General features: G+C 46.4%; 17 protein-coding genes. 9 read left to right on the top strand and 8 right to left on the bottom strand.

Features of this window, described 5'->3' with window-relative positions; genetic code table 11:
- Window positions 1-20: 20 nt before the first annotated feature.
- The 3 genes from D9A03_RS11495 to D9A03_RS11480 form a co-directional block, all read right to left on the bottom strand.
- Entirely contained in the window at window positions 21-1283 is a 1263-nt protein-coding gene (locus D9A03_RS11495) for a type II toxin-antitoxin system HipA family toxin (protein WP_216825450.1), read from the bottom strand.
- A gap of 39 nt (window positions 1284-1322) precedes the next feature.
- Window positions 1323-1574, bottom strand: a complete 252-nt coding sequence (locus D9A03_RS11490; RefSeq protein WP_120497312.1) for a helix-turn-helix domain-containing protein — start codon at window positions 1572-1574, stop codon at window positions 1323-1325.
- A 343-nt stretch (window positions 1575-1917) separates the two neighbouring features.
- The gene (locus D9A03_RS11480) at window positions 1918-7773 is read right to left on the bottom strand and encodes a type I secretion C-terminal target domain-containing protein (protein WP_162938100.1); all 5856 of its coding nucleotides are present in this window, start codon (window positions 7771-7773) and stop codon (window positions 1918-1920) included.
- Window positions 7774-8169: 396 nt separating this feature from the next.
- Here D9A03_RS11480 and D9A03_RS11475 point away from each other — a divergent pair, with 396 nt between their 5' ends.
- From D9A03_RS11475 to D9A03_RS11445, 7 genes are all read left to right on the top strand, one after another.
- Window positions 8170-8889, top strand: a complete 720-nt coding sequence (locus D9A03_RS11475; protein WP_162938099.1) for a FadR/GntR family transcriptional regulator — start codon at window positions 8170-8172, stop codon at window positions 8887-8889.
- On the top strand, window positions 8886-10112 hold the full coding sequence (locus D9A03_RS11470) for an aminotransferase class I/II-fold pyridoxal phosphate-dependent enzyme (RefSeq protein ID WP_216825449.1): 1227 nt from the start codon (window positions 8886-8888) through the stop codon (window positions 10110-10112). Before D9A03_RS11475 ends, D9A03_RS11470 begins: the two co-directional genes overlap by 4 nt.
- Before the next feature lie 37 nt (window positions 10113-10149).
- The gene (locus D9A03_RS11465) at window positions 10150-11415 is read left to right on the top strand and encodes a sugar ABC transporter substrate-binding protein (RefSeq protein ID WP_120497309.1); all 1266 of its coding nucleotides are present in this window, start codon (window positions 10150-10152) and stop codon (window positions 11413-11415) included.
- Window positions 11415-12374, top strand: coding sequence for a carbohydrate ABC transporter permease (locus D9A03_RS11460; protein WP_120497308.1), 960 nt, complete (start codon window positions 11415-11417; stop codon window positions 12372-12374). Before D9A03_RS11465 ends, D9A03_RS11460 begins: the two co-directional genes overlap by 1 nt.
- Before the next feature lie 11 nt (window positions 12375-12385).
- Window positions 12386-13228, top strand: coding sequence for a carbohydrate ABC transporter permease (locus tag D9A03_RS11455; protein WP_120497307.1), 843 nt, complete (start codon window positions 12386-12388; stop codon window positions 13226-13228).
- Window positions 13229-13250: 22 nt separating this feature from the next.
- On the top strand, window positions 13251-14330 hold the full coding sequence (locus D9A03_RS11450) for an ABC transporter ATP-binding protein (RefSeq protein WP_120497306.1): 1080 nt from the start codon (window positions 13251-13253) through the stop codon (window positions 14328-14330).
- A gap of 111 nt (window positions 14331-14441) precedes the next feature.
- Window positions 14442-15434: a nitronate monooxygenase family protein gene (locus D9A03_RS11445; RefSeq protein ID WP_120497305.1), complete on the top strand. Its 993-nt coding sequence runs from the start codon at window positions 14442-14444 to the stop codon at window positions 15432-15434.
- 91 nt (window positions 15435-15525) lie between these two features.
- On the opposite strand, the gene D9A03_RS11440 is transcribed toward D9A03_RS11445, so the two are convergent.
- The 3 genes from D9A03_RS11440 to D9A03_RS11430 form a co-directional block, all read right to left on the bottom strand.
- Window positions 15526-15687: a DUF1737 domain-containing protein gene (locus D9A03_RS11440; protein WP_120497304.1), complete on the bottom strand. Its 162-nt coding sequence runs from the start codon at window positions 15685-15687 to the stop codon at window positions 15526-15528.
- Window positions 15688-15780: 93 nt separating this feature from the next.
- Complete coding sequence (locus tag D9A03_RS11435) at window positions 15781-16557, bottom strand: ABC transporter substrate-binding protein (RefSeq protein ID WP_120497303.1); 777 nt, start codon at window positions 16555-16557, stop codon at window positions 15781-15783.
- Window positions 16558-16747: 190 nt separating this feature from the next.
- The gene (locus D9A03_RS11430; RefSeq protein WP_120497302.1) at window positions 16748-17680 is read right to left on the bottom strand and encodes an ABC transporter substrate-binding protein; all 933 of its coding nucleotides are present in this window, start codon (window positions 17678-17680) and stop codon (window positions 16748-16750) included.
- Window positions 17681-18123: 443 nt separating this feature from the next.
- Here D9A03_RS11430 and D9A03_RS11425 point away from each other — a divergent pair, with 443 nt between their 5' ends.
- Window positions 18124-18576: a hypothetical protein gene (locus tag D9A03_RS11425; RefSeq protein ID WP_120497301.1), complete on the top strand. Its 453-nt coding sequence runs from the start codon at window positions 18124-18126 to the stop codon at window positions 18574-18576.
- 99 nt (window positions 18577-18675) lie between these two features.
- Here D9A03_RS11425 and D9A03_RS11420 read toward each other — a convergent pair whose 3' ends face one another.
- Together D9A03_RS11420 and D9A03_RS11415 are read right to left on the bottom strand one after the other, a co-directional pair.
- Window positions 18676-19593, bottom strand: a complete 918-nt coding sequence (locus tag D9A03_RS11420; protein ID WP_254055032.1) for an amino acid ABC transporter permease — start codon at window positions 19591-19593, stop codon at window positions 18676-18678.
- A 166-nt stretch (window positions 19594-19759) separates the two neighbouring features.
- Window positions 19760-20617, bottom strand: coding sequence for a transporter substrate-binding domain-containing protein (locus D9A03_RS11415; protein ID WP_254055031.1), 858 nt, complete (start codon window positions 20615-20617; stop codon window positions 19760-19762).
- A gap of 303 nt (window positions 20618-20920) precedes the next feature.
- Between D9A03_RS11415 and D9A03_RS11410 the strand changes: the two genes are divergently transcribed.
- A complete protein-coding gene (locus tag D9A03_RS11410) occupies window positions 20921-21613 on the top strand; it encodes a TetR/AcrR family transcriptional regulator (protein ID WP_120497300.1) in 693 nt (230 codons plus the stop codon).
- The last annotated feature ends 121 nt before the right edge of the window (window positions 21614-21734 follow it).

Raw genomic sequence — 21734 nt, 5'->3', positions numbered from 1 at the left:
GAGTGTGGCAGGCAAAATCGTCACAAAAGCTCCTGCAATCTTTGCTTTAGGGTCTCAGAGATTGAATCTATCAAAGCTGCCGGAAAATCACTCGGAAGCACTTTTATAGTATTTTCAATTGCCTCCTCTGCAGTTTCGCGAATTTCCTGAAAAATCTTTTGCACCAGCTCTTTGGACAGGCCCGAAGCAGCGGCGGTTTCATAGATATGACGAGCGCAAATATCCTCAACCCTATAGTGATTGGACTTGCCAAAGCTCATCGCTAACCTAAATTCCTTTTTTGGAATCTGCTTTTGATCAAAGGTTGGCTGGACTGTAAGAACGTCATAAAAAGGCGTTAAACGGAATCGTCCCTCGGGCATCAAGGAGATGCTAAAATTCTTTGCATGACCATCGGTTGCCCCCATCAACCAGAACAAAACATTGGCTTTGAAAAAATCCAGTCTGTCTTGCATTGGTTCGTCACTACCGCGCAAGCTCTTCATGATTTCAATAATCCCTGGTCCACCTTCACGTTGATATTTTCCCGTTGGCGGAACCGAAAGTACCTGACACATGTCTTCCTGTGGCAAACGGATAAGGCGACCATCTTTTGTCCAGTGACGATCAAACCGTTCAACAACCAACGCCTTTCGCCCCCCAAAAGTTGCCATTTCAACAGACGCTGTGCGCAAACCAAAAGCCGCGAGTAATTTCAGGCAAATATATTCATTTTCAACGCTATTGGATAAATCCATACCGTTCGACAACCTGCCGATCTGCGGCTTGATGATATGCGTCGTCGGCGTTGTTCCCGAGGGCCTCACCCATTGCCCCTCATGATAGAACAGTGCTGTTTTGTCCTGCGCCCCTGCCACTGAAATTCTGAAATCATGGTCGTTACGAATGCCAAGCGGCGCAACATCAAGATCTTTTAAGATCTCTTCAATCTGTGTTTCATTCACTGTTTCGCCAGTCAGATTTTCTGTCTCTGTTGGCTCCTCACCTTCGGGCAAGAACTGCAAAGCACCAATGCAATCTCGTCCGATTTTTGACAGCATGCTATAGGCATCTGTCCCCTGCGCGCCGACACGTTCCGCAACACGTCGGCGGATGCTATCATTATCCGGCAACAGGTTTTCAAAAACAGCGATAACAGGCGCACCAATATAACGATCCGCCCGTAAGGGTAAAGAAAGGGAAACCGCGATGGCACCTTCCCAATCCAGCCATGATTTGTCGTAAGTAAAATGAATAGCACCCGTGCTTTCACGCACAAGCGTCCCAACAAGACGTCTGTTCATAAAAACACTCAAAGGCTTGTAACTTCGGCGACGCCCCACTTAGAACCAGTCCTCAATATCAGTTGCCACGCCTTTGCTACGCGTTTGGATCAAAACTTCATGGTCCAATGCCGCAAGTAAGTCAAAAAGTGTTTCCAACTTCGTACTACCGACACCATTTTCTACTTTTGAAATTGTTTCCTGCCACACACCACTTATGGCAGCGAGTTCCTTTTGGGTCAGTTTCTGCTCTTTACGTGCCTCGCGAATGGTGTAACCTATATCTTTGGGTGTTCGTGCCAGCTGTTTCACTATCAAACCTTTTAAAGTTTATGATCTATAAATCATAAAATAAAAATATGATTTGTAAATCATAAATTATAAATATGAGCTAAAGATCATAAAAAGGGAGTAGAAAAACAGTACTCTGGCCTAAAGCCCGAACAGGAAAAAGGCATCGCCGTCGCCATCAACGGCACTATTGACCGCGACGACAGGTTCCAACCCATCCCCGAAGGCAGCGAAGTTTTTTTGATACCGAGACTGGCGGGTGGGTAAAACGGGTTACGGGAAATACAGTCTATACAAACGAACCCCCGGACCTTGCGATCCGGGGTTTCGTTCGAACACAGATAACTGTCACCAGGTTTTAAAACTACTGATCAACAATGAGTGCATTCTGGTTAAGCAAGTCATTAATTACCTCATGATCAGTACCAAGAGAACCACCCTTGGTCAGATCAACACCTGTCAGGGTAATGCTTTGGTCTGTACCTGATCCATCACCATTGATATCAATCGAAATAACAGTGTTTCCATCGACTTCTTCAAAGCTTAGGTAATTTTCGAGATCGCCAGCCTCTTCTCCGGCAAGCAGATTGGCAATATGCAAGACATCTCCCTGAGCAAGAGAATAGTCAGAAATGGTATCATCACCGCCTTCCCCTGCTGCAAAGACAAAGACATCTGCCCCCAGGTCACCTTTGAGCACATCCACTCCGCCACCGCCTTCGATCAAATCATCCTGTATTGTTCCGTTCAGGCTTTCATCCATGAAAGAGCCTGTAACTCTGCCGCCTAAATTTGTACCAACAATAGTCAAAGTGGTGCTAACAACATTACTGTTATCCACACTATCATTGACATTGGCCACGATGGTGCGCGTCGAGTTCAAGCCGTTTAAATCAGGGGTTTGTGAGTTGCTGCTATAGACAACATGTTCTAGGGTCGCCTCATAATCGGCTAGGCTGGCTGCCCCTGTCAGGTTTAAGACACCTGTTGTCTGGTCGTAGGACATCACAATGCCAGACGGCGGGGTATAATCCGCAGCCAATCCAAGAATATCCCCGGCGACAAAGTCGGAAATGCTAACGCTTGCAGATGTAAGGTTCGCATCATTCCCATCAGATACAACCAAATCATTAAACACAACCAATGCAGGATCGCCTTCGGTGTAAGTACGCAAATCCGGTCTTGGGTCATAGTAGGACCTTACAGATCCGTCAGCATTGAAGGTTGTGCTGTAAACACCGTAATCCGATCCATCCTGACCATAACTCTCCCATGTCACAACCCAACCACCATCAGATAAAACAGCTACTGACGGAGCGCGCTGGTTATTTTCTGTCTCAGTATTGATCTGGAACTCTGCACCCTGTGGTGTCCCATCGGCATTATAGACCTGACCGTAAACACTACCACCAAAACCGTTCTGAAGAATGTTCGTCCATGTCACAACCCAACCACCATCTGAAAGACCTGTAACCGAAGGGCCTAACTGAGTGCTTTCGGTGTAAGTATTAATCTGAAACTCTGTACCCTGCGGTGTGCCGTCCGCATGATAAGCTTGACCATAAACGCCATACAAATCACCATCCTGAAGATAGCTCTGCCATGTGACAACCCAGCCACCATCAGATAAACCAGTTACTGACGGACGTGACTGATCATTTTCAGTCTCAGTATTGACCTGGAACTCTGCACCTTGTGGTGTCCCGTCAGCATTATAGGCTTGGCCAAAAATACCAGAACCATCGCCATCCTGATCATCACTCCGCCATGTGACAACCCAGCCACCATCAGATAAACCCGTTACCGAGGGATCGCGCTGATCATTATTAGTGTAAGTATTAACATGAAACTCTGCGCCCTGTGGTGTCCCATCAGCATTATAGGCTTGGCCAAAAATACCGCTATGATTAAAGCTTTCCTGAAAATAGCTCGTCCATGTCACAACCCAGCCACCATTGGATAAACCCGTTACTGAAGGAATGGCCTGATCAGCTCTAGTGAAAGTATTAACCAGAAATTCAGCGCCCTGTGGTGACCCGTCAGCATTATAGGCTTGGCCAAAAATATCGAGAGATTCGTTCTGCCCCAAGCTTGTCCATGTCGCTACCCAGCCACCATTGGATAAACCCGTTACCGAAGGGCTGAACTGAATATTTTCAGTGTGAGTATTAACCTGAAACTCTGCGCCTTGCACGGTCCCGTCGGCATTATAAGCCTGACCATAAATGCCGGTATTATCGCCGTCCTGACCATCGCTCATCCAAATGACAACCCAGCCGCCATCAGATAAACCCGTTACTGAGGGAACTGACTGAGTATTTTCAGTGTGAGTATTAACCTGGACTTCCTGAACAAAATCAGAACGATCGACCAGAACAGGGGCCGAGTTTATACTAATAATGGCAAAAGTGGTACTGACAACATTACTGCTATCCTCCCCATCGTTGATATTCGCCACAATTGTGCGCGTCGAGTTCAAACCGTTTCCATCCGGATTTTCAGAGGTACTGCTATAGGCAACATGTTCAAGTGCCGCTTCATAATCGGCAAGGCTGGCTGTCCCTGTCAGGCTTAAGACACCTGTTGTCTGGTCATAGGACATCGCTATACCAGACGGCAAGATATACCCTGCAGTCAATCCAAGAACATCTCCCGCGACAAAGTCGGAAATACTAACACTCGCGGATGTAAGGTTAACATCATCCACATCGGATACAGTCAGGTCATTAAACACAACCAATGCAGGACCACCTTCGGTATAAGCATAAAACTCCGAATCAGATCTTACAGACCCGTCAGCATTGAAGATTGTGCTGTAAATACCACGACGGTGACCGTCCTGATAATTACTCACCCATGTCACAATCCAGCCACCATCGGGTAAACCCGTTACTGAAGAATTGTGCTGGTTATCTCTAGTGGTAGTATTAACCAGAAATTCAGTACCCTGTGGTGCCCCGTCCGCATGATAGGCCTGGCCATAAACACCCCGGCCAGAACCATCCTGACCATTGCTATGCCATGTCACAACCCAACCACCATCCGAAAGACCTGTAATCGAAGGGTTGAACTGATCTAATTCGGTGTAAGTATTAATCTGAAACTCTGTACCCTGTGGTGTCCCATCAGCATTATAGGCCTGACCATAAATATCAGTATAATTAAACTGACCACTCTGACCATAGCTATGCCATGTCACAACCCAGCCACCATCCGATAAACCCGTTACTGAGGGAACTGACTGAGTTTTTTCAGTGTAAGTATTAACATGAAACTCTGCGCCCTGTGGTGTCCCATCAGCATTATAGGCCTGACCGTAGATACCGTTATCATAACCGTGAACGCCGCGGCCTTCCTGACCATAACTATTCCATGTCACAACCCAACCACCATCCGATAAACACGCTACTGAAGGGCCTACCTGAGTGCTTTCGGTGTAAGTATTAATCTGAAACTCTGCGCCCTGTGGTGTCCCATCAGCATTATAAGCCTGACCATAAACACCGTAATCCGATCCATCCTGACCATAACTCTCCCATGTCACAACCCAGCCACCATCCGATAAACCCGTTACTGACGAAGCGCGCTGGTTATTTTCTGTCTCAGTATTGATCAGGAACTCTGCACCCTGTGGTGTCCCATCAGCATTATAGGCCTGACCATAAACATCAGAATCAAAACCATCCTGACCATAGCTATGCCATGTCACAACCCAGCCACCATCGGACAGACCTGTAACCGAAGGGCTGAACTGAAAGCCTTTTGTCGTCGTGTTGATCTGAAACTCTGTGCCTTGTGGTGTGCCGTCAGCATGATAGGCCTGACCAAAAATACCAAAACCATCACCATCCTGACCATAGCTATGCCATGTCACAACCCAGCCACCATCAGATAAAACCGTTACTGAGGGAACTGACGGCAAACCTTCAGTGTGAGTATTAACCTGGACTTCCTGAACAAAATCAGAACGATCGACCAGAACAGGGGCCGAGTTTATGCCAATAATGGCGAAAGTGGTGCTGACAACATTACTATTATCCACACCATCATTGACATTGGCCACGATGGTGCGCGTCGAGTTCAAACCGTTTACATCCGGATTTTCAGAGGTACTGCTATAAACAACATGCTCAAGCGCCGCTTCGTAATCGGCAAGGCTGGCTGTCCCTGTCAGGTTTAAGACACCTGTTGTCTGGTCATAGGACATCGCAATACCAGACGGCAAGATATAACCCGCAGCCACCCCAAGAACATCTCCCGCGACAAAGTCGGAAATACTAACGCTCGCGGATGTAAGATTCGTATCATTCCCATCAGATACAGCCAGATCCGAAAAAATGACAAGCGCAGGATCTCCTTCTGTGTAAGAATAAGATTGCAAAACCGTTCCCGGATCATAATAGGATCGTACAGACCCGTCGGCATTGAAGGTTGTGCTGTAAATACCACTTCGATCACCGTCCTGACCATTACTCGCCCACGTCACAACCCAGCCACCATCGGATAAACCCGTTACTGAAGGAGCGTATTGAGAATTTTCAGTGTGGGTATTGACCAAAAATTCTGTACCCTGTGGTGTGCCGTCTGCGTTATAAACTTGGCCATAAATGCCAAACAGATCACCATCCTGACCAAAACTCTGCCATGTCACAACCCAACCACCACCTGAAATATCCGTAACCGAAGAGTTGAACTGAAAGTCTTCAGTGTACGTATTGGCATGAAACTCTGTGCCTTGTGGTGTGCCGTCAGCATGATAGGCCTGACCAGAAATACCACTACGGTCACCTTCCTGGCCAAAGCTCTCCCATGTGACTACCCAGCCACCATCCGAAAGGCCTGTAACCGAAGGATCGCGCTGGTCGTTTTCAGCGTAAGTATTGATCTGAAACTCTGCGCCCTGTGGTGTGCCGTCCGCATTATAAGCCTGACCATAAACATCAGAACCAGAACCATCCTGACCAAAGCTCGTCCAGGCCACAACCCAGCCACCATCTGCAAGACCTGTAACCGAAGGGCTGAACTGAAAGCCTTTTGTCGTCGTGTTGATCTGAAACTCTGTGCCCTGTGGTGATCCATCCACATTATAGACCTGACCATGAATGCCGCTACGATCACCATCCTGGCCAAAGCTCACCCATGTCACAACCCAGCCACCGTCTGCAAGACCTGTAACCGAAGGATTGATCTGATTATTTGCGGCGTAAGTATTAATCTGAAACTCTGTACCCTGTGGTGTACCGTCAGCATTATAGAGCTGACCATAAACATCAGAACCATCCTCAATATTGCTCTGCCATGTCGCAACCCAGCCGCCATCTGAAAGACCTGTAACCGAAGGGCTGAACTGAAAGCCTTTTGTCGTCGTGTTGATCTGAAACTCTGTGCTCTGTGGCGTTCCATCCACATTATAGACCTGACCATAAACACCAAAACCAGAACTGTCCTCTCCCCTACTTACCCATGTCACAACCCAGCCGCCATCTGAAAGACTCGCAACCGAAGGATATAGCTGTATACCCTCTGTTGTTGTATTGATCCGGATTTCCGAAACAACATCTGAAAGGTCAGTCAGAACAGGGGCTTCATTTAATGACGCAGATGGTGCAGCACTAAAAGCCTCGTCTTCTGCTGTGGCAACAAGAACAGCCACAAGCGAAGCAAGGGACTCGCCCAGCCCGCCCTGAACAGTAAAACCACCAAGAAGAGTATCCCCAAAATCATCATTATAAACGCTGCCGCCACCGCCAGCTGGTCCAGCTTCTGCACCAGCGGCCGTTTCCAGTGTTTCACCTTCGGCAAGGGTCTGTGCCTGACCAATCACGAGGCCAGCTGAAAACTCAAGGTCACCAATAACAAAAACAGGCGCATCGTTGTCCCGAGCCTGTTCAACAAGGTTTAAAAAAACGATACGACTGTCGGCACTACCGTCACCATTACTATCAAAGGCAAGAACAAAATCATTGCCTTCCAGTACCGGAATTGCGGACCCCGCATCAAAGTCAAGCTTTGCTGTCTGACCTTTACTCAGGGAAACATTAATCGTTTCGCCCGCGCGCGGTGCCACAATTTCAATTAATGTAACAATTTGCCCAACCAAGGCGGAGCTTTGCGTCTCTCCGATCGGATTCACATCATCAAATTCATTTAAATTAGAATTAACTTGTAAATTAGAATTAACTTGAGCTTCGTTGTTATTACGAGCCTGGCCTTCTGTCATTTTAGTTCCCTTGTAGATCTTGCATTGAGCGTCTTTAACAGACATTCAAAAAGTTCCGCCTCTTTTGATTTATACAAAACAACACATGCGCGCAGATAAAGCGCTATATGTTAAAAATCGAATATATAAACTCAGGATAAAGACGAAGCCTGACGAAACACTGACAAGATTTTTTTGATGTAAATCGACGATATGGACTTGCGATAGCAGTATGTATGCTCCCTATGCTTGTAACGCTCTATTGCAAAGCATCTTTTGCCCGGTAAGCTGCCATTCAACCAACGATCAGGTGATGTTTTGAGTTTCATGTTTCGGAATTATTAGGAAAACTTGACAATTCAAATTGGTCTGACCATTATACACGAAATGGTCAGACCAATTTGAATGGAGCTCACTTTGCCTCTTAGCATTACATCCAGTGAACAAACAGGTTCTAATCTATCACGGACCAGTGATGCCCGGGTGTTAGATGAACTGGCACAGTTAATCGCAGACCAACAAATAAAGCCGGGGGACAAATTACCGCCGGAACGAACCTTAACAGAACAACTAAGTGTAGGTCGTTCAACCATACGCGAAGCGCTCACGCGATGGGAAGCTCTTGGTATGGTTGAAAGGCGCCAAGGAAGTGGTACATATTTGATCACCCCTATTGAACCCGCCTCGCCCCATGTTCCGATTGCTCTAAAAGTTGAGGCAGAGAGTCTGATCAGAACCATTGAAGTACGTAAGGTTCTTGAATGCGAAGCTATTGCCCTCGCAGCAATCAATCGTTCAGAAGAGCAAATGGATGAAATCCGCGAGTGCTGGCGAACGCTAAAGAGTGCACATGAAAAATACGGCCCCTCTCATGATGAAGATGTAGAATTTCACAGTGCAATAATGCGGGCCAGTGGCAATCCGCTTTTTAATCAGATAGTTAACCAGCTTCAAGAAGCAATGCGGGTAGTTTATACACGGAAACCGCTTGGGAATGAACATATAGGGGATACATCTTTCCCGCTTCATTACGATTTACTTCTTGCACTTGAAGCCAAAGATCCCAATGCAGCGCGCCAAATAATCAAAAACATAATTGAAATTACCGAAAATGAAGTCAGAGAGTTTTTGAAATGAATGATGAAATCTGTCAAAACTCTCTGCCTCAAAACTCTCTGCCAAAGAATTCTTTACCGGAAAAACCTGCTGATCTTATGCCCGACACCCTGCTGGCACATGATCCCGCATGGGCAGAAAACGCAATGGCTCCCCCCATCGTCCAGAGCAGCCTTTTTACGTTCAAAAGCTACGATGAGATGGTCACTCGCTTCAAGGGCGAAAGCGATAGCAATATCTATTCTCGTATATCAAACCCGACAGTCAGGGCCTTTGAAGAGAAAATGGCTCTGCTGGAAAAGGGGGACGAGGCTTTAGCTTTTGCCAGTGGGATGGCAGCAATTTCTGCAGCTGTACTTGCCCATGTAGAGTCAGGCGACCGTATTTTGTGCGTGCGCCATGTTTACCCCGACGCCTATCGATTGTTTCAGGGATTTATGCCCCGTTACGGAGTTCATACAGATTATGTTGACGGCACAGATCTTGCCGAAATAGAAGCCAAATTACCTGATGTAAAGGTTTTGTATCTGGAAAGCCCAACAACGATGACCTTTGAGATCCAGGATTTGGCCGCAATCGCCAAACTGGCCAAAGCTCATGGTGTCACGACAATCATTGATAATTCCTACGCCACCCCGATTAATCAGACACCATTAACCCACGGCATTGATATTGTTGTTCATTCAGCATCAAAATATATCTCGGGCCACAGCGATACGGTTGCCGGCATATTGGTCGCTAAAAAAGAGATTGTTGATCACATTCGAAATGTTGTCGTGCCTTATATGGGCGGTAAGCTTGGCCCATTTGAAGCATGGTTGCTCCTGCGAGGCATGCGTACCCTTGCCATTCGCATGGCAAGGCATGCTCAAAGCGCACAAATATTGATTGATGATCTGAAAACACATCCCGCAGTACGAAAAGTGCTAACGGCAAATTATGAACAAAGCAACAGCCTCAAAGCATCATCAGGCCTGTTCTCTATTGATCTTGATCCACAGATAAATATTCCTCGCTTTGTCGATAACCTGAAACTGTTTCATCTGGGTGTAAGCTGGGGAGGGTATGAGAGTCTTGTCATCCCCGCAAAAGCATCTCTTGAACAGGCGGGTGCACACACATCAATGCGAGATTTCGGTATCCCCGAGACCATGGTTCGTTTGAATATAGGTCTTGAGGATGTTCACGACCTGAAAGCAGATCTTCGCTCTGCTCTCAGATTGGCAGACGAGCGGACAATCTAGAACCTTCCGTTTTCGTCTCAACAACAGGGAGTCTAATATGAAAAAGATAATAAATGCAATGGTACTGGGCGCTACCGTATTATCAGGTTCAGCATATGCAGAAACAACTTTGAACCTTGTCGAAGTAATTACAAGTCCCAAAAGGACCGAACTTCTCAAGAAACAGGTTGCTGCATTTGAAGCGGCTAACCCGGATACCAAAGTTGAAATCACATCACTTCCATGGGGACAGGCCTTTGAAAAACTGGCAACAATGGTCAGTTCCGGCCAGGCACCCGATGTGGTTGAAATGCCAGACAAATGGCTGGGCGTATACGGCAATGCCAATCAACTTGAAAACCTCGAAGGATATTACAAAGGCTGGGATCACGCCGCAACACTGTCAGACAAGGCACAGGATATGGGACGCCTTGTAGGTGGTGATCTCTACCAAATACCCTATGGTTTTTACCTGCGTGCCATGTTCTATAACAAAACGCTTTTCAAACAGGCTGGTATAGAACAAACACCACACACAATTGAAGAATTCAAGGACGCAGCCCGAAAAGTTTCCGAGCTTGATGGCAAATATGGCTATTGTTTACGTGGAAGCAAAGGCGGACACGGTGGATGGTTGATGTTCTCTTCCATTATGAACGGGTCTGCGGATTTCTTTGACAGTAATGGCAAAAGCACAATTGACAGTGAAGGTTCTAAAAAAGGTCTTTCACTACTTGTTGATATCTATAAAAACGGGTGGGCCCCAAAAGACAGTGTGAACTGGGGCTTCAATGAAATTGTCGCAGGTTTCTATTCCAACACCTGTGCGATGCTTGATCAGGATCCGGATGCCCTTATTGCCATCGCAGACAAAATGTCACCGGAAGAATTTGGTGTTATTCCAATGCCTGTTGGCCCCAGCGGCAAGTCCTATCCGGTCATTGGTTTTGCCGGTTGGTCCATGTTCTCCAGTTCCGAACACAAGGACGAGTCATGGAAACTGATTTCTCATCTGACCAAACCGGAAAGCAACGTTGACTGGGCACAGTTTGTTGGCGTTATTCCCGTTCACAAGGGCGCAGAAAAGGATCAACATTTTTCTGGCGAACAGTTTTCCGGATGGTTTGAAGAACTGAACAAGCCTGAATATGAACCACTGGTCTTCCCGCATCATCTGAAACAGTTTGGTTATTTTGCCGATGTCAAACTGATTGAAGGTGGTCAGGAGCTGTTGCTTGGCACACGTTCTGTTGATGATGTCGCAGCTGAATGGAGCGAATATCTGACTGATGCACAGACCGAATGGCTGGAAAACAAGAAATAATGTCTGTCTCCAGTTCTTCATCAGGCCCGGTGATCTCATCGGGCCTGACGCCACCATCTCCTGATAAAAAATTGTCTTTCCGCCGCCTGGCAGAGCCATATTTCTATCTTAGCCCGGCTCTGATACTTCTGGCCATGGTCATGATTCTGCCCCTTGTAGTCGGCCTTTCCTATGCCTACCAGAATATCGAGCTTCTCAATCCTTTTGATCGAGGATGGGTTGGCATGAAACATTTCATTGCCATGGAAAAGGACCGGGTTTTCTGGCTGGCTTTGAAAAACACCCTTGTCTGGACCTTCGGGTCGCTGGGATTACAGTTCATTTTTGGTCTGGGTCTTGCTCTTTTGCTTAATCAGGCTTTCTATGGGCGCAAGCTGATTCAGGCGCTTGTTCTTCTCCCCTGGGCGGTGCCGACTTTCCTTTCCGGCTTGAATTGGGCATGGCTTTTCAATCCTGTTATCAGCCCGATTCCCCATTGGCTGGCCGCACTGGGTATTCTGAATGAACCTTACAACATTCTTGCCGACCCTGAGCTGGCAATCATTGGGCCAATTGTTGCCAATGTCTGGTTTGGTATCCCTTTCTTTGCCATCACGCTTATGGCCGGGCTTCAGTCCATACCCAAAGATCTTTACGAAGCCGCCGTCATCGATGGCGCAACACTATGGCAACAGTTCACTCGCATTACTCTGCCTCTTCTTGCCCCCATCATTGCGATTACCCTTCTGCTCAGAACAGTATGGATTGCCAACTTTGCCGATCTGATTGTCGTTATGACCAATGGCGGACCAGCCAACTCCAGTCAGACAATTGCCTCTTATATTTTCTCGACGGCATACAAGAAACTTGATTTTGGTTATGCATCGGCCGTCGCGACAGTATTACTCATGCTTCTCATCATCTATGCCATACTTCTGTTCGGTATGCGGAAAAAGCTTCTGGCAAATTCAGGCAATTAGGAACCGGATACATGACTGCATACATCATCAACAGAAAAATTTGGTCAACCGGGCGTTATATGGCTCTGTCACTCTACGTCCTGTTTGCGCTCTTCCCGCTTTTCTGGCTGTTCAGGGTTTCAATTTCTCCAACAAAACTACTCTATACCGAGGGAACATCCCTGTGGCCATCAACAGTCACTATTGAAAATTACCTGATTGTTTTACAAGACACTTCCTTTCCAACTTATTTCCTGAACAGCATCACGGTTTCATTGGGAACGGCTTTGTGCACAACTCTTGTTGCGTCCGCTGCGGGCTATGCCTTTTCCCGTTTCAAATTCAAAGGCAAAGCCATTATCGCCTTTTTGCTTTTGCTCACCCAGATGTTTCCGTTAGTGATGGTCATTGCCCCGATTTATCGTCTGATGCAACCCTTGGGGCTGACTGACAGCCTGACTGGCCTGATTGTCGTTTACACCGCCTTTAATACGCCTTTTGCGACATTTCTGATGCAGTCATTTTTTGATGCAGTTCCCAAGGACCTTGAGGATGCCGCCATGATAGACGGCTGTACCCGTTTCCAGGCACTGGTCAGAATAGTTCTTCCCCTGACCCTGCCAGGCATGATGGCAACCCTCGGCTTTATCTTTACCGCAGCGTGGAGTGAGCTGCTCTTTGCCCTGATGCTCATCAACAGTGAAAGCCAGGTTACCTTCCCTGTCGGATTGCTCAACTTCATATCAAAGTTCTCTGTAGACTGGGGACAGATGATGGCCGCTGGTTTTCTGGCCCTCATCCCGGCCTGTATTTTCTTTGCTCTCATTCAAAAATACCTGGTCACAGGCATGACTGCCGGCGCAGTCAAAGGTTAAACAGTTAACAGGAGTTCCGATAATGTCGGCAGTTACGTTAAATAACTTTAGCAAATCCTATGGCAAACTGTCTGTCTTGTCCGGTATTGATCTGACAATTAACAGCGGCGAATTCATTGCCTTGGTCGGACCGTCAGGCTGTGGCAAATCAACCTTGCTACGGATGATTGCCGGTTTGGAAGAAATCACAAGTGGCAACATTCAAATCGGGGAAAGGACCGTTACAGACCTGGCCCCAAAAGATCGCAATATTGCCATGGTCTTTCAATCATACGCACTCTATCCGCATTTAAGTGTCCGCTCCAATATGGGCTTTAGTCTGAAGCTCAGGAAGGTTACAGCAGATAAAATTACTACGGCAATCAACAACGCTTCAACAATGCTTGGTCTGGACCAGCTCCTTGAACGTCTGCCCAAAGCATTATCCGGAGGGCAAAGGCAACGGGTCGCCATGGGTCGGGCGATCGTCCGTCGCCCGGATGTATTTTTGTTTGACGAACCGCTGTCTAATCTGGATGCAAAGCTACGGGTCCAGATGCGTTCGGAAATAAAAAGCCTTCACCAAGATATAAAAACCACCTCAATCTATGTTACCCACGACCAGATCGAAGCCATGACCATGGCTGATCGTATTGTCGTGATGAACAAAGGGAACATAGAACAAGCTGGCGCTCCGCTGGATATATACGACAGACCTGAAAGCAAATTTGTTGCAGGGTTCATTGGTTCGCCTGCAATGAACTTCTTCACGGCAGAATACAAACAGAACGAATCAAACGGCACCATAGATATCAATGACGAATGCAAAATTGCCATTCCGAAAATCAGTTCCATACAACAGGGTACTGTGGAATGTGGTATCAGGCCGGAACACCTGACTCTGTCACAGGAAAAGGGGCAAGACCACAACATAAAGGTCACAGTTGATGTTGTTGAACCTACAGGACTGGCAACCATTGTGTATCTAAGCTTTGGCAAGCAAAAAATATGCTTCTATACCAGTGATCGCCCCGACATAAGACCGAGAGATACTGTTTACCTCGAATTTTCGGAAAACAATCTGCATCTGTTCGATATAAATACCGGCAAAAGATTGAACTAACTATTCGCCCACTACGAAAACTGTGCAGAAGGAAATCTTTTTTGCACAGTTACGTTTCTATCTCTACCGTACATTTGACAAGATTTAAGGCCAGATGCAAAAGCGATAGAAATGACCTCAAAAATTAACATCAAAACCCGCCTTACCGAATTACTTGGTATAAAGCATCCCGTTCTCTGTGGCGGTTTGATGCATTTGGCAGATGCAAACTATGTTGCCGCTGTTGTAAATGCTGGGGCCATGGGATTTATCTCTGCGCTGACTTTTCCCGATCCGAAACAACTTGAAGATGAGATCCAGAAATGCCGTGAGTTGTCAGGCGGCAAATCCTTTGGCGTAAACCTCTATATCTCTCCCCGACAAGACGTCAATGATCGGCTGGAAAAACTGTTGGATGTCGTGCGAGATGAACAAATCTCTGTTGTAGAAACTGCCGGTGGCAACCCCGGTCCTATCATTCCGATGCTGAAAGAAGCGGGCATCAAAGTCATTCACAAAGTCCCTGCTGTCCGGTTTGCCCTTTCCGCTGAACGCGCAGGCGTCGATGCCATCAGCCTGGTCGGGGCCGAGTGTGGTGGACACCCCGGATACATGATGGTCGGTTCAATGGTCCAGGCTGCCGACGGACCGCGTAAACTTTCTGTCCCCGTCATCCTAGGTGGTGGTATTGGGCATGGGTGCCAGCTAACAGCGGCCCTTGCCATGGGGTGCGACGGCGTTCTTATGGGAACCCGTATGCTGGTTTCCAACGAGCTTCAGGCTCATAGAGATTATAAAAAACGTATCGTCGAAGGGAACGGCTTGGACAGCATCATAGTGCAAAGCAAGTTTAAGAACCACCACCGTGTTCTGAACAACCAAACGGCACAGGCCGTCCTGACCCTTGAGAATGAAGGCAAGGAAAATTACGAAGATTACGCCCCCTTGCTCAGCGGGAAACTCTCGAAAGAAGCCTATGCATCCGGCATTACAAATCAGGGGTTACTGGATTATGGCCAAAGTGCCTGCTTTGCCAACGCCATAGAACCAGTAGAAACAATTATCACACGATTTATGGGCGAAGCATTTGATGCCAGAGAACGTGTGTCAAGAATGAGTTTCTAATCACAGGAGAAGTAAAAAAGAGAACACTTGATTTAAAATTCTCCGTCACCGAAAAATTATTGGTATCATCAAAGCACCTCCCGTATATCGTTCAATCTCGCTTGATCATCGGTTGGTAAAAATAGGGGAAACCTTCATCATCTTTATTGATAATCAGATTACCGCAAACATCCCACCCCTCATTGAGTAAAAAAGTGACTTTTTCATTAAGATCCTCGCGACTGTGTTCGAGAATCAGTTCATACTTTTTCATCTGATTTCTTTATCCCTTTTTGTTCTGTGTTTTTGTTCTGTACAGAGGATACACCAGAAAGATTAAAAGGTTCTGAAATTTACGAGGTGTGCGCTAACTTTGCGGCAGAATCATATCCTGTCGAATGATTGTATTCAGCTTCTTTAACAAACCTGGTGACAGGCTGTTTTTACCCAGCATGATATGTATCGGTCCCAATTCCACCTTGACTTTTTTGTGGGGAACAACAACACCTTCCAGACCATCAGCCTTAATCCGCGCTTTGCCTGTTTCCATATCGACCAGAAATCCATCGACACGATCACTGACCAACATCTGAAAATTTTCACCGCCAATCGCCTGAAAAACCCGGTCTTTAAACTTGGGGTTTTCCATCAGCTTCAAGTATTCTTCGCCATAGTAAGCATTGCGAGACACCCCCAGCCGGAAGGATGAACCGATTATATCCTTCAATCCCGTAAAATCATCAAAGTTGTGTTGATTGGCAAGCATAAAGAGCCAAACGGTTTCATTCCGGTAAGGGGCACTAAAATGAGCATATTTTCGACGTTTTTCCGTATTGGACATTCCCAAAAGAACATCCAGGCGTCCCTCTTCCAATGCCTTTAGCAAACGCGCCCAGGGTTTTGAAACATACTTCAAATCACAGCCCAAAGCGCCGAGATATTTTTCAGCGGCACGAATGTCAATACCAACAGGATCACTATCATTACCGCTTTTGCCAACCATCTGATAGGGGGGCCAGTCAATCCATCCGACTTTGAGCTCCCCGCAAGTCTCTTCTGATTGCACTGGTGACGCAACAGTCAGGATTAACCCGGTCAATATACCTGTTAAACCTCTTGCACCCGACTTCTTCCCCCAAACCATTCTCTACGCCCCTCTTCTCCCAAAGAAATTCCGTTATCCCTTCAGGCACATTACATTCCGCAAGCAACTGCAATGATCTTGCCTTTTACAACATCATTTAATCAAGCGCTTATGTTTAGGGGAGTAGTTTTAAGAAGCAGTTAATCAAAATGCCTCTTCTTATTAAAAGATCATGCAAATATTCTAGTTCTCAAATACGAGAGCATTGCCTCATTATCGTCTCTATTTCGCCTTCAGCTGTCTCGTCGCCTTTCATCACTTCCTCACTCATGTCCGGAAATAAGCTTTTTTGCTGCTCATCCACCAAAGAAGGCACCAAAGAAGGCACCAAATGATATTTCTCCATTATGGCGATCCATTCAGGATCTCTTTTCATCGCAATCACAACCTCATTCAAGAATTCTTTGAGCTTTGGCATATAGCCATTGATCAGTATCTGGCGGGCATAGATGCTTTGTTTCTTTTCACCCAGATGGATCTGATCCTCCAGGCCTGTTTCCTTGATCAGATATCTGGCAGAAGACTGCGACACAATCCCGACATCGACACGATGATGAGAAACCAGCCGGAGCAAAGCACGCTCATCCGGTACATTCGTACGCTTGACGGTTCCCCGACGTACACCTTCATCCACTCCTCTGTATCGATAGCCCAGAAGTCCAGCAACCAACTTGTCATTCAAACTGGAAGGATCATCAATCTCAATCGGATTATTACGTGCCGAGACAAACACGTTCCCATCGTTCATCAAAGAACTGGTCCAGCGATAACGATATGCATACGTTCCCTGAAACGCTTCGGCAGAAGCCCAGGGAACAATAACTTTACGCCCCAATTCGAGTTCTCGTTCAAGGCGTTTTTTGGGTAAGTGCGTCAGCACAAAATGATAGCGTCCTGCCCCTTTACGGTTCAGGTACATAACAAGATCGTAACTCAAGCCTTGCTCTGGTCCGATAACAAAAGGGGGAGTCTTGTGATAGTTATAAACTTCGACTGTTGTTACTTTTGAAAGCGATGTATCCGCAAATACTCTATTTAACGGCCACAGAGACCCAACTGTTAAAACAACAGCAAGAGCAAAAAATATCCGAAACAAGAACACCGCACGCCCAAGGTATAACATAACGAGTACCTATCGTTTGTTTACCCCCCATTTCCGCATGCAAGTCTCTATGTTATCACGCCAGTTAGCACCCTTGAACCCGTAAAGCGAGCAAATTATCCTTTTCACATTTAATTGAAGTTGTGAAAAAATTACATCTGCATACTGATAACCCGATGCGCTTCAGATCCATGAATTGTTTGTTCTGTACAAACAATTACTTAAACAACATACAAAAATGTAATCGAAAAATTACCTTTATTTATATACTCAAATTACAATTTTTTTCTATTCACGATGAATTCACGCAGATAAAGAAAATATTCTTAAAAAGACTCCGAGGTCATCAAATGACTGTGGCCCTAAAATGTTTTATTCACTAATTTCATGGCAAAGTAATATGATATATCAAATAATAACGTTACGAATATAACATTTACTAAGAGTATCGGATAAGATTTAACGTGGCGAAAATACGACGGGATCTGGAAGAGAGTGTTAATCATCCCGCCATCAAAAAGTTCCTTGAACTGTGTGATGAAGCAAGAGGTGACGGTAAAATGACCCTGCCCCTGATCCAAAGCCGTCCCTTTGTCAGTTACTGGCCAACGCTTATCCTCAATCGCTGGCATGAAGATCAAAAAGACTTCCTCTATAGTTTCTGGGGCTCAAAGCTATCCACCGTTTACGGCATAGACCTGACAGGGAAATACATTCTTCGTGGCGAATTCAAAGAGACCGAGACGATTTTCTGGACGGCCCATAAAGATGTTATTACCGATCTGAAACCGATTTATCTGAACACCAGCATCCACTGGCTGGACAAAGAACATCAAACATTCAATGCCGTGATCATCCCCATGGAACGCGACGGAGAGATCTCTGAAACCATTGCCTACGTCGCCTTTGATGGTTAAGCGATATTATCGCTTCTTACTGATCTCAATTCAGTGGGAAATTCCAATTGAGCGTTTTAAAAAGCATCCAACAATATCCTCAAACAGAATAAGTCTTCATTAGCCATGACTGTACCGGGCGTAATACTTTTCAATGCGCGCCTGAACCAGTTCGAACAGAAAACTGACAAACCAATAGATCAGGGCAGCTGTAATCAACATTTCAAAGTGCTTGAATTCTGAACGCCCCAAGGTGCGTGCCAGATACATTAGCTCCATCACCCCCATGGCAGAGACAAGCGAGCTATCTTTGAGCATGGATATAAAGTTGTTCCCTGTGGGCGGTACAATAATTCGGATCGCCTGCGGAAGAACCACTTTATACATAACCTGCCACTTCTTCAGTCCCAGTGCGGTTGCTGCTTCGGCCTGCCCCTCCCCAACTGACTGGATGCCCGATCTGAATATTTCAGTCATATAGGCCCCATAACACAAAGACAGAGCGATCACACCAGAAGGAATTGCATCAAGCGTAATGCCCATTTGCGGCAAGCCCAGATAAATCAAATAAACCTGTAGCAGTAACGGAGTTCCCCTGAAAAAGGACACATAAAACGTTGCCAGGGAATAGGCTGGACCATTTTTGGACAATCGCGCTAATGCTCCAATCATGGCCAAAATAGAAGCACAAACAATAGAGATAGAGGTAATCAGAAACGTATAGCCCAAACCGGTCAGGACCAGAAGCGGCAAACGCGCCGTTATAAAGCTGAATGACAAATCAAAGGAATAGAAAAAAGCCAGAAACAGCCCCAAAAGCTCCCCAAAGAAAATCAGCACTTGTGTTCTAAAGGGCAGAAGAGCCACGAGGATGACGTTGACTGTCAGCCCCGCAGCAACTGCGATAGCAACTTGGTAGGTCAGATCAAAAAGCAGAAGCGTCGCAAGAAAAAACAGGAATAGAAGGCATCGACGCACAGTCGAATATTCCAGAATAGATACCAATGTGTTAATCATACCAACGCTTCTCTTCATCATTTCATGCCCCATGACACCGCACGTAACCTGCGCCGCCACAAGCACCCATGAAATCAGTTTGTCTGTTCTTTCGCCCGTTTAAATCAAACCTCTTGGGTTCCGGATTTGCCGACCAAGACAATCGAGGTCGACGATTAATCTGATTCTATTACGGACTTTTTGCGACCTACTTCTTCGTCGTCGTGACCAGATCTTCGCCGAACCATTTGACCGACAGTTCGACCAATGTACCATCAGCACGCATTTCTTCGATGATTTCGCCGGTTTTGGCTGTCATTTCCGGGTCACCTTTGGAAAGGGCAACAGCAAGAGGCTCGTAGAACACGGGATCACCCAAAAGGCGGATCGGGTAGTTTGCCTTGATTGCCTCAAGAATATTCGGCACCGAAGAAATTCCTGCATCAAGGCGCTTTCCATCGCCGATACGCAGGTCATCCATCGCGTTGGTATCACTTTCATAAGTTCTGATTTCACCCGGTGTCACAGAAAAGGTAACCGGCGGTGAATAGGTCGGGTCCAGTTTCAGGCTATGGGTCAAATAAGCCTCATAGGTAGAACCACCGCTGGTGCCGATGCGTTTGTCATTCAAGTCAGACAGAGACTTGGCAGATGAATCTTTATGTACGTAAAAGGCTGAAGGGGTGAAATAATAAACAGCAGGAAAATCAAGAACCTTTGCCCGCTCTGGCGTTGGCGTCATCGACCCGATAGCCACATCCCAACGGCCGCCCCACTTACCGGAAGTGATCGCTTCCCAGGCCGGATTGATAAACTCGGCCTCTACCCCCATGCGTTTGGCCAGTTCTTTCGCCACATCGACATCATAGCCTTCAAAAACCCCTTCGGCATTCAGATAGGATGCAGGTGGGTATTCAGAGTTCGTCGCGACGGTCATTTTGCCCTCTGCCATGACCTTGTCCAACACCTCACCTGCCTGTGTAAAACCAGATGTGGATATAAAACCAGCCATGGCAAGACCAAAAGCTACCCCGGCTCTCATCATGCGATTTGGTGAAATTTTCATAGCGTGCTCCTCCCTGAGCAGTGTTTGCAGCTCTGATTGGCTGTCGGACACAATAGCGAGACAAAACGGTACGGCATGGATAGAAGATGATCAAGGCTTATTTTACACTTGTATAATTATTTGTAATCATGCAAAACTGTACCATGTTGATCGGCATCCAATCCCGCATTCAAATAAATCTGGCAAATAAAACAGGTTCATTTTTTGAAGAGTAAGGGCAACATCAGATGCCGTTATGGTATAAAGAAACTGCGGTACACATAGAAAATTTTATATTCCACCTTTGGCTAGATAAGGTTCTTCATGCAAAACCCGGCACCAAAATTCCGCAGATTGGAAGCTGATTTTCGTCGGCAGAGACTAATAGATGCAACGGTCACCTGTATTGCAGAACAAGGTTATGCCGCAACAAGCGTGCGACAGATCTGTAAAGAAGCTGATGTTTCTCCCGGCCTTCTCAGGCACTATTTTACGGGCAAAAGTGACTTGATCCTTCAAGCTTACGCACAGTTAATAGAAAAATTCAGTTCGGAATTGAAATTGGCATTGGATGCCCATTCACAAGAACAGACCTCGCCACCATACGATCCCCGGCAAAAGTTGAAAGTTTTTGTAAACACCTGTTTTAACGGCACGATGCAGGATGAAACCCATCTATCTGTGATGCTCGCTTTCTGGAGTGAACTCCGGCTCGATCCGCAAATGCAATCCAGCGCCAAATCACTCTGTTCTGGCTATCATAACCAACTTGTAAAAGTTATTCGCGACGTTGCCCTTATAGAAGGAAATCAGGACGAAGTGGACGCCAACCTTGTCGCCCTTGCCCTCGCCGCACTTGTCGATGGACTATGGCTGCAAATGTGTATCAACCGTTCAGGGTTTAACATTGATGACGCGCGCCTGGCCTGTTTTGGCTTGCTCGATGGCTTCTTGTTTTGTGGTACAAACGAACAGTGGCTTCAGGTCAGAGCCGCCGGACGGGTCGAGCAACCATAGACATACTCTCACGCCTTTGCCGTTCCTAAAGCGTCTCACACTCGTTTCATATCAAGGCACCTGCAGAAATGACAAAAATATAAATGCTAAATGAGGTCGAAGTTATAAAAACTGGCTGCCC

This window comes from Kiloniella sp. EL199 (assembly GCF_900313065.1).
Classification (GTDB): domain Bacteria; phylum Pseudomonadota; class Alphaproteobacteria; order Kiloniellales; family Kiloniellaceae; genus Kiloniella.
The sequence above is the reverse complement of the archived record's forward strand: the minus strand, read 5'-3'. Positions and strand labels throughout refer to the sequence as shown.

Excerpts from the sequence above, each read along its gene's own strand:
- D9A03_RS11470 (WP_216825449.1), top strand. The coding sequence starts at position 8,886 with ATGAATGATGAAATCTGTCAAAACTCTCTGCCTCAAAACTCTCTGCCA.
- D9A03_RS11480 (WP_162938100.1), bottom strand. The coding sequence starts at position 7,773 with ATGACAGAAGGCCAGGCTCGTAATAACAACGAAGCTCAAGTTAATTCT.
- D9A03_RS11410 (WP_120497300.1), top strand. The coding sequence starts at position 20,921 with ATGCAAAACCCGGCACCAAAATTCCGCAGATTGGAAGCTGATTTTCGT.
- D9A03_RS11455 (WP_120497307.1), top strand. The coding sequence starts at position 12,386 with ATGACTGCATACATCATCAACAGAAAAATTTGGTCAACCGGGCGTTAT.
- D9A03_RS11440 (WP_120497304.1), bottom strand. The coding sequence starts at position 15,687 with ATGAAAAAGTATGAACTGATTCTCGAACACAGTCGCGAGGATCTTAAT.
- D9A03_RS11435 (WP_120497303.1), bottom strand. The coding sequence starts at position 16,557 with ATGGTTTGGGGGAAGAAGTCGGGTGCAAGAGGTTTAACAGGTATATTG.
- D9A03_RS11460 (WP_120497308.1), top strand. The coding sequence starts at position 11,415 with ATGTCTGTCTCCAGTTCTTCATCAGGCCCGGTGATCTCATCGGGCCTG.
- D9A03_RS11415 (WP_254055031.1), bottom strand. The coding sequence starts at position 20,617 with ATGAAAATTTCACCAAATCGCATGATGAGAGCCGGGGTAGCTTTTGGT.
- D9A03_RS11495 (WP_216825450.1), bottom strand. The coding sequence starts at position 1,283 with ATGAACAGACGTCTTGTTGGGACGCTTGTGCGTGAAAGCACGGGTGCT.
- D9A03_RS11465 (WP_120497309.1), top strand. The coding sequence starts at position 10,150 with ATGAAAAAGATAATAAATGCAATGGTACTGGGCGCTACCGTATTATCA.
- D9A03_RS11445 (WP_120497305.1), top strand. The coding sequence starts at position 14,442 with ATGACCTCAAAAATTAACATCAAAACCCGCCTTACCGAATTACTTGGT.
- D9A03_RS11420 (WP_254055032.1), bottom strand. The coding sequence starts at position 19,593 with ATGATGAAGAGAAGCGTTGGTATGATTAACACATTGGTATCTATTCTG.
- D9A03_RS11450 (WP_120497306.1), top strand. The coding sequence starts at position 13,251 with ATGTCGGCAGTTACGTTAAATAACTTTAGCAAATCCTATGGCAAACTG.
- D9A03_RS11430 (WP_120497302.1), bottom strand. The coding sequence starts at position 17,680 with ATGTTATACCTTGGGCGTGCGGTGTTCTTGTTTCGGATATTTTTTGCT.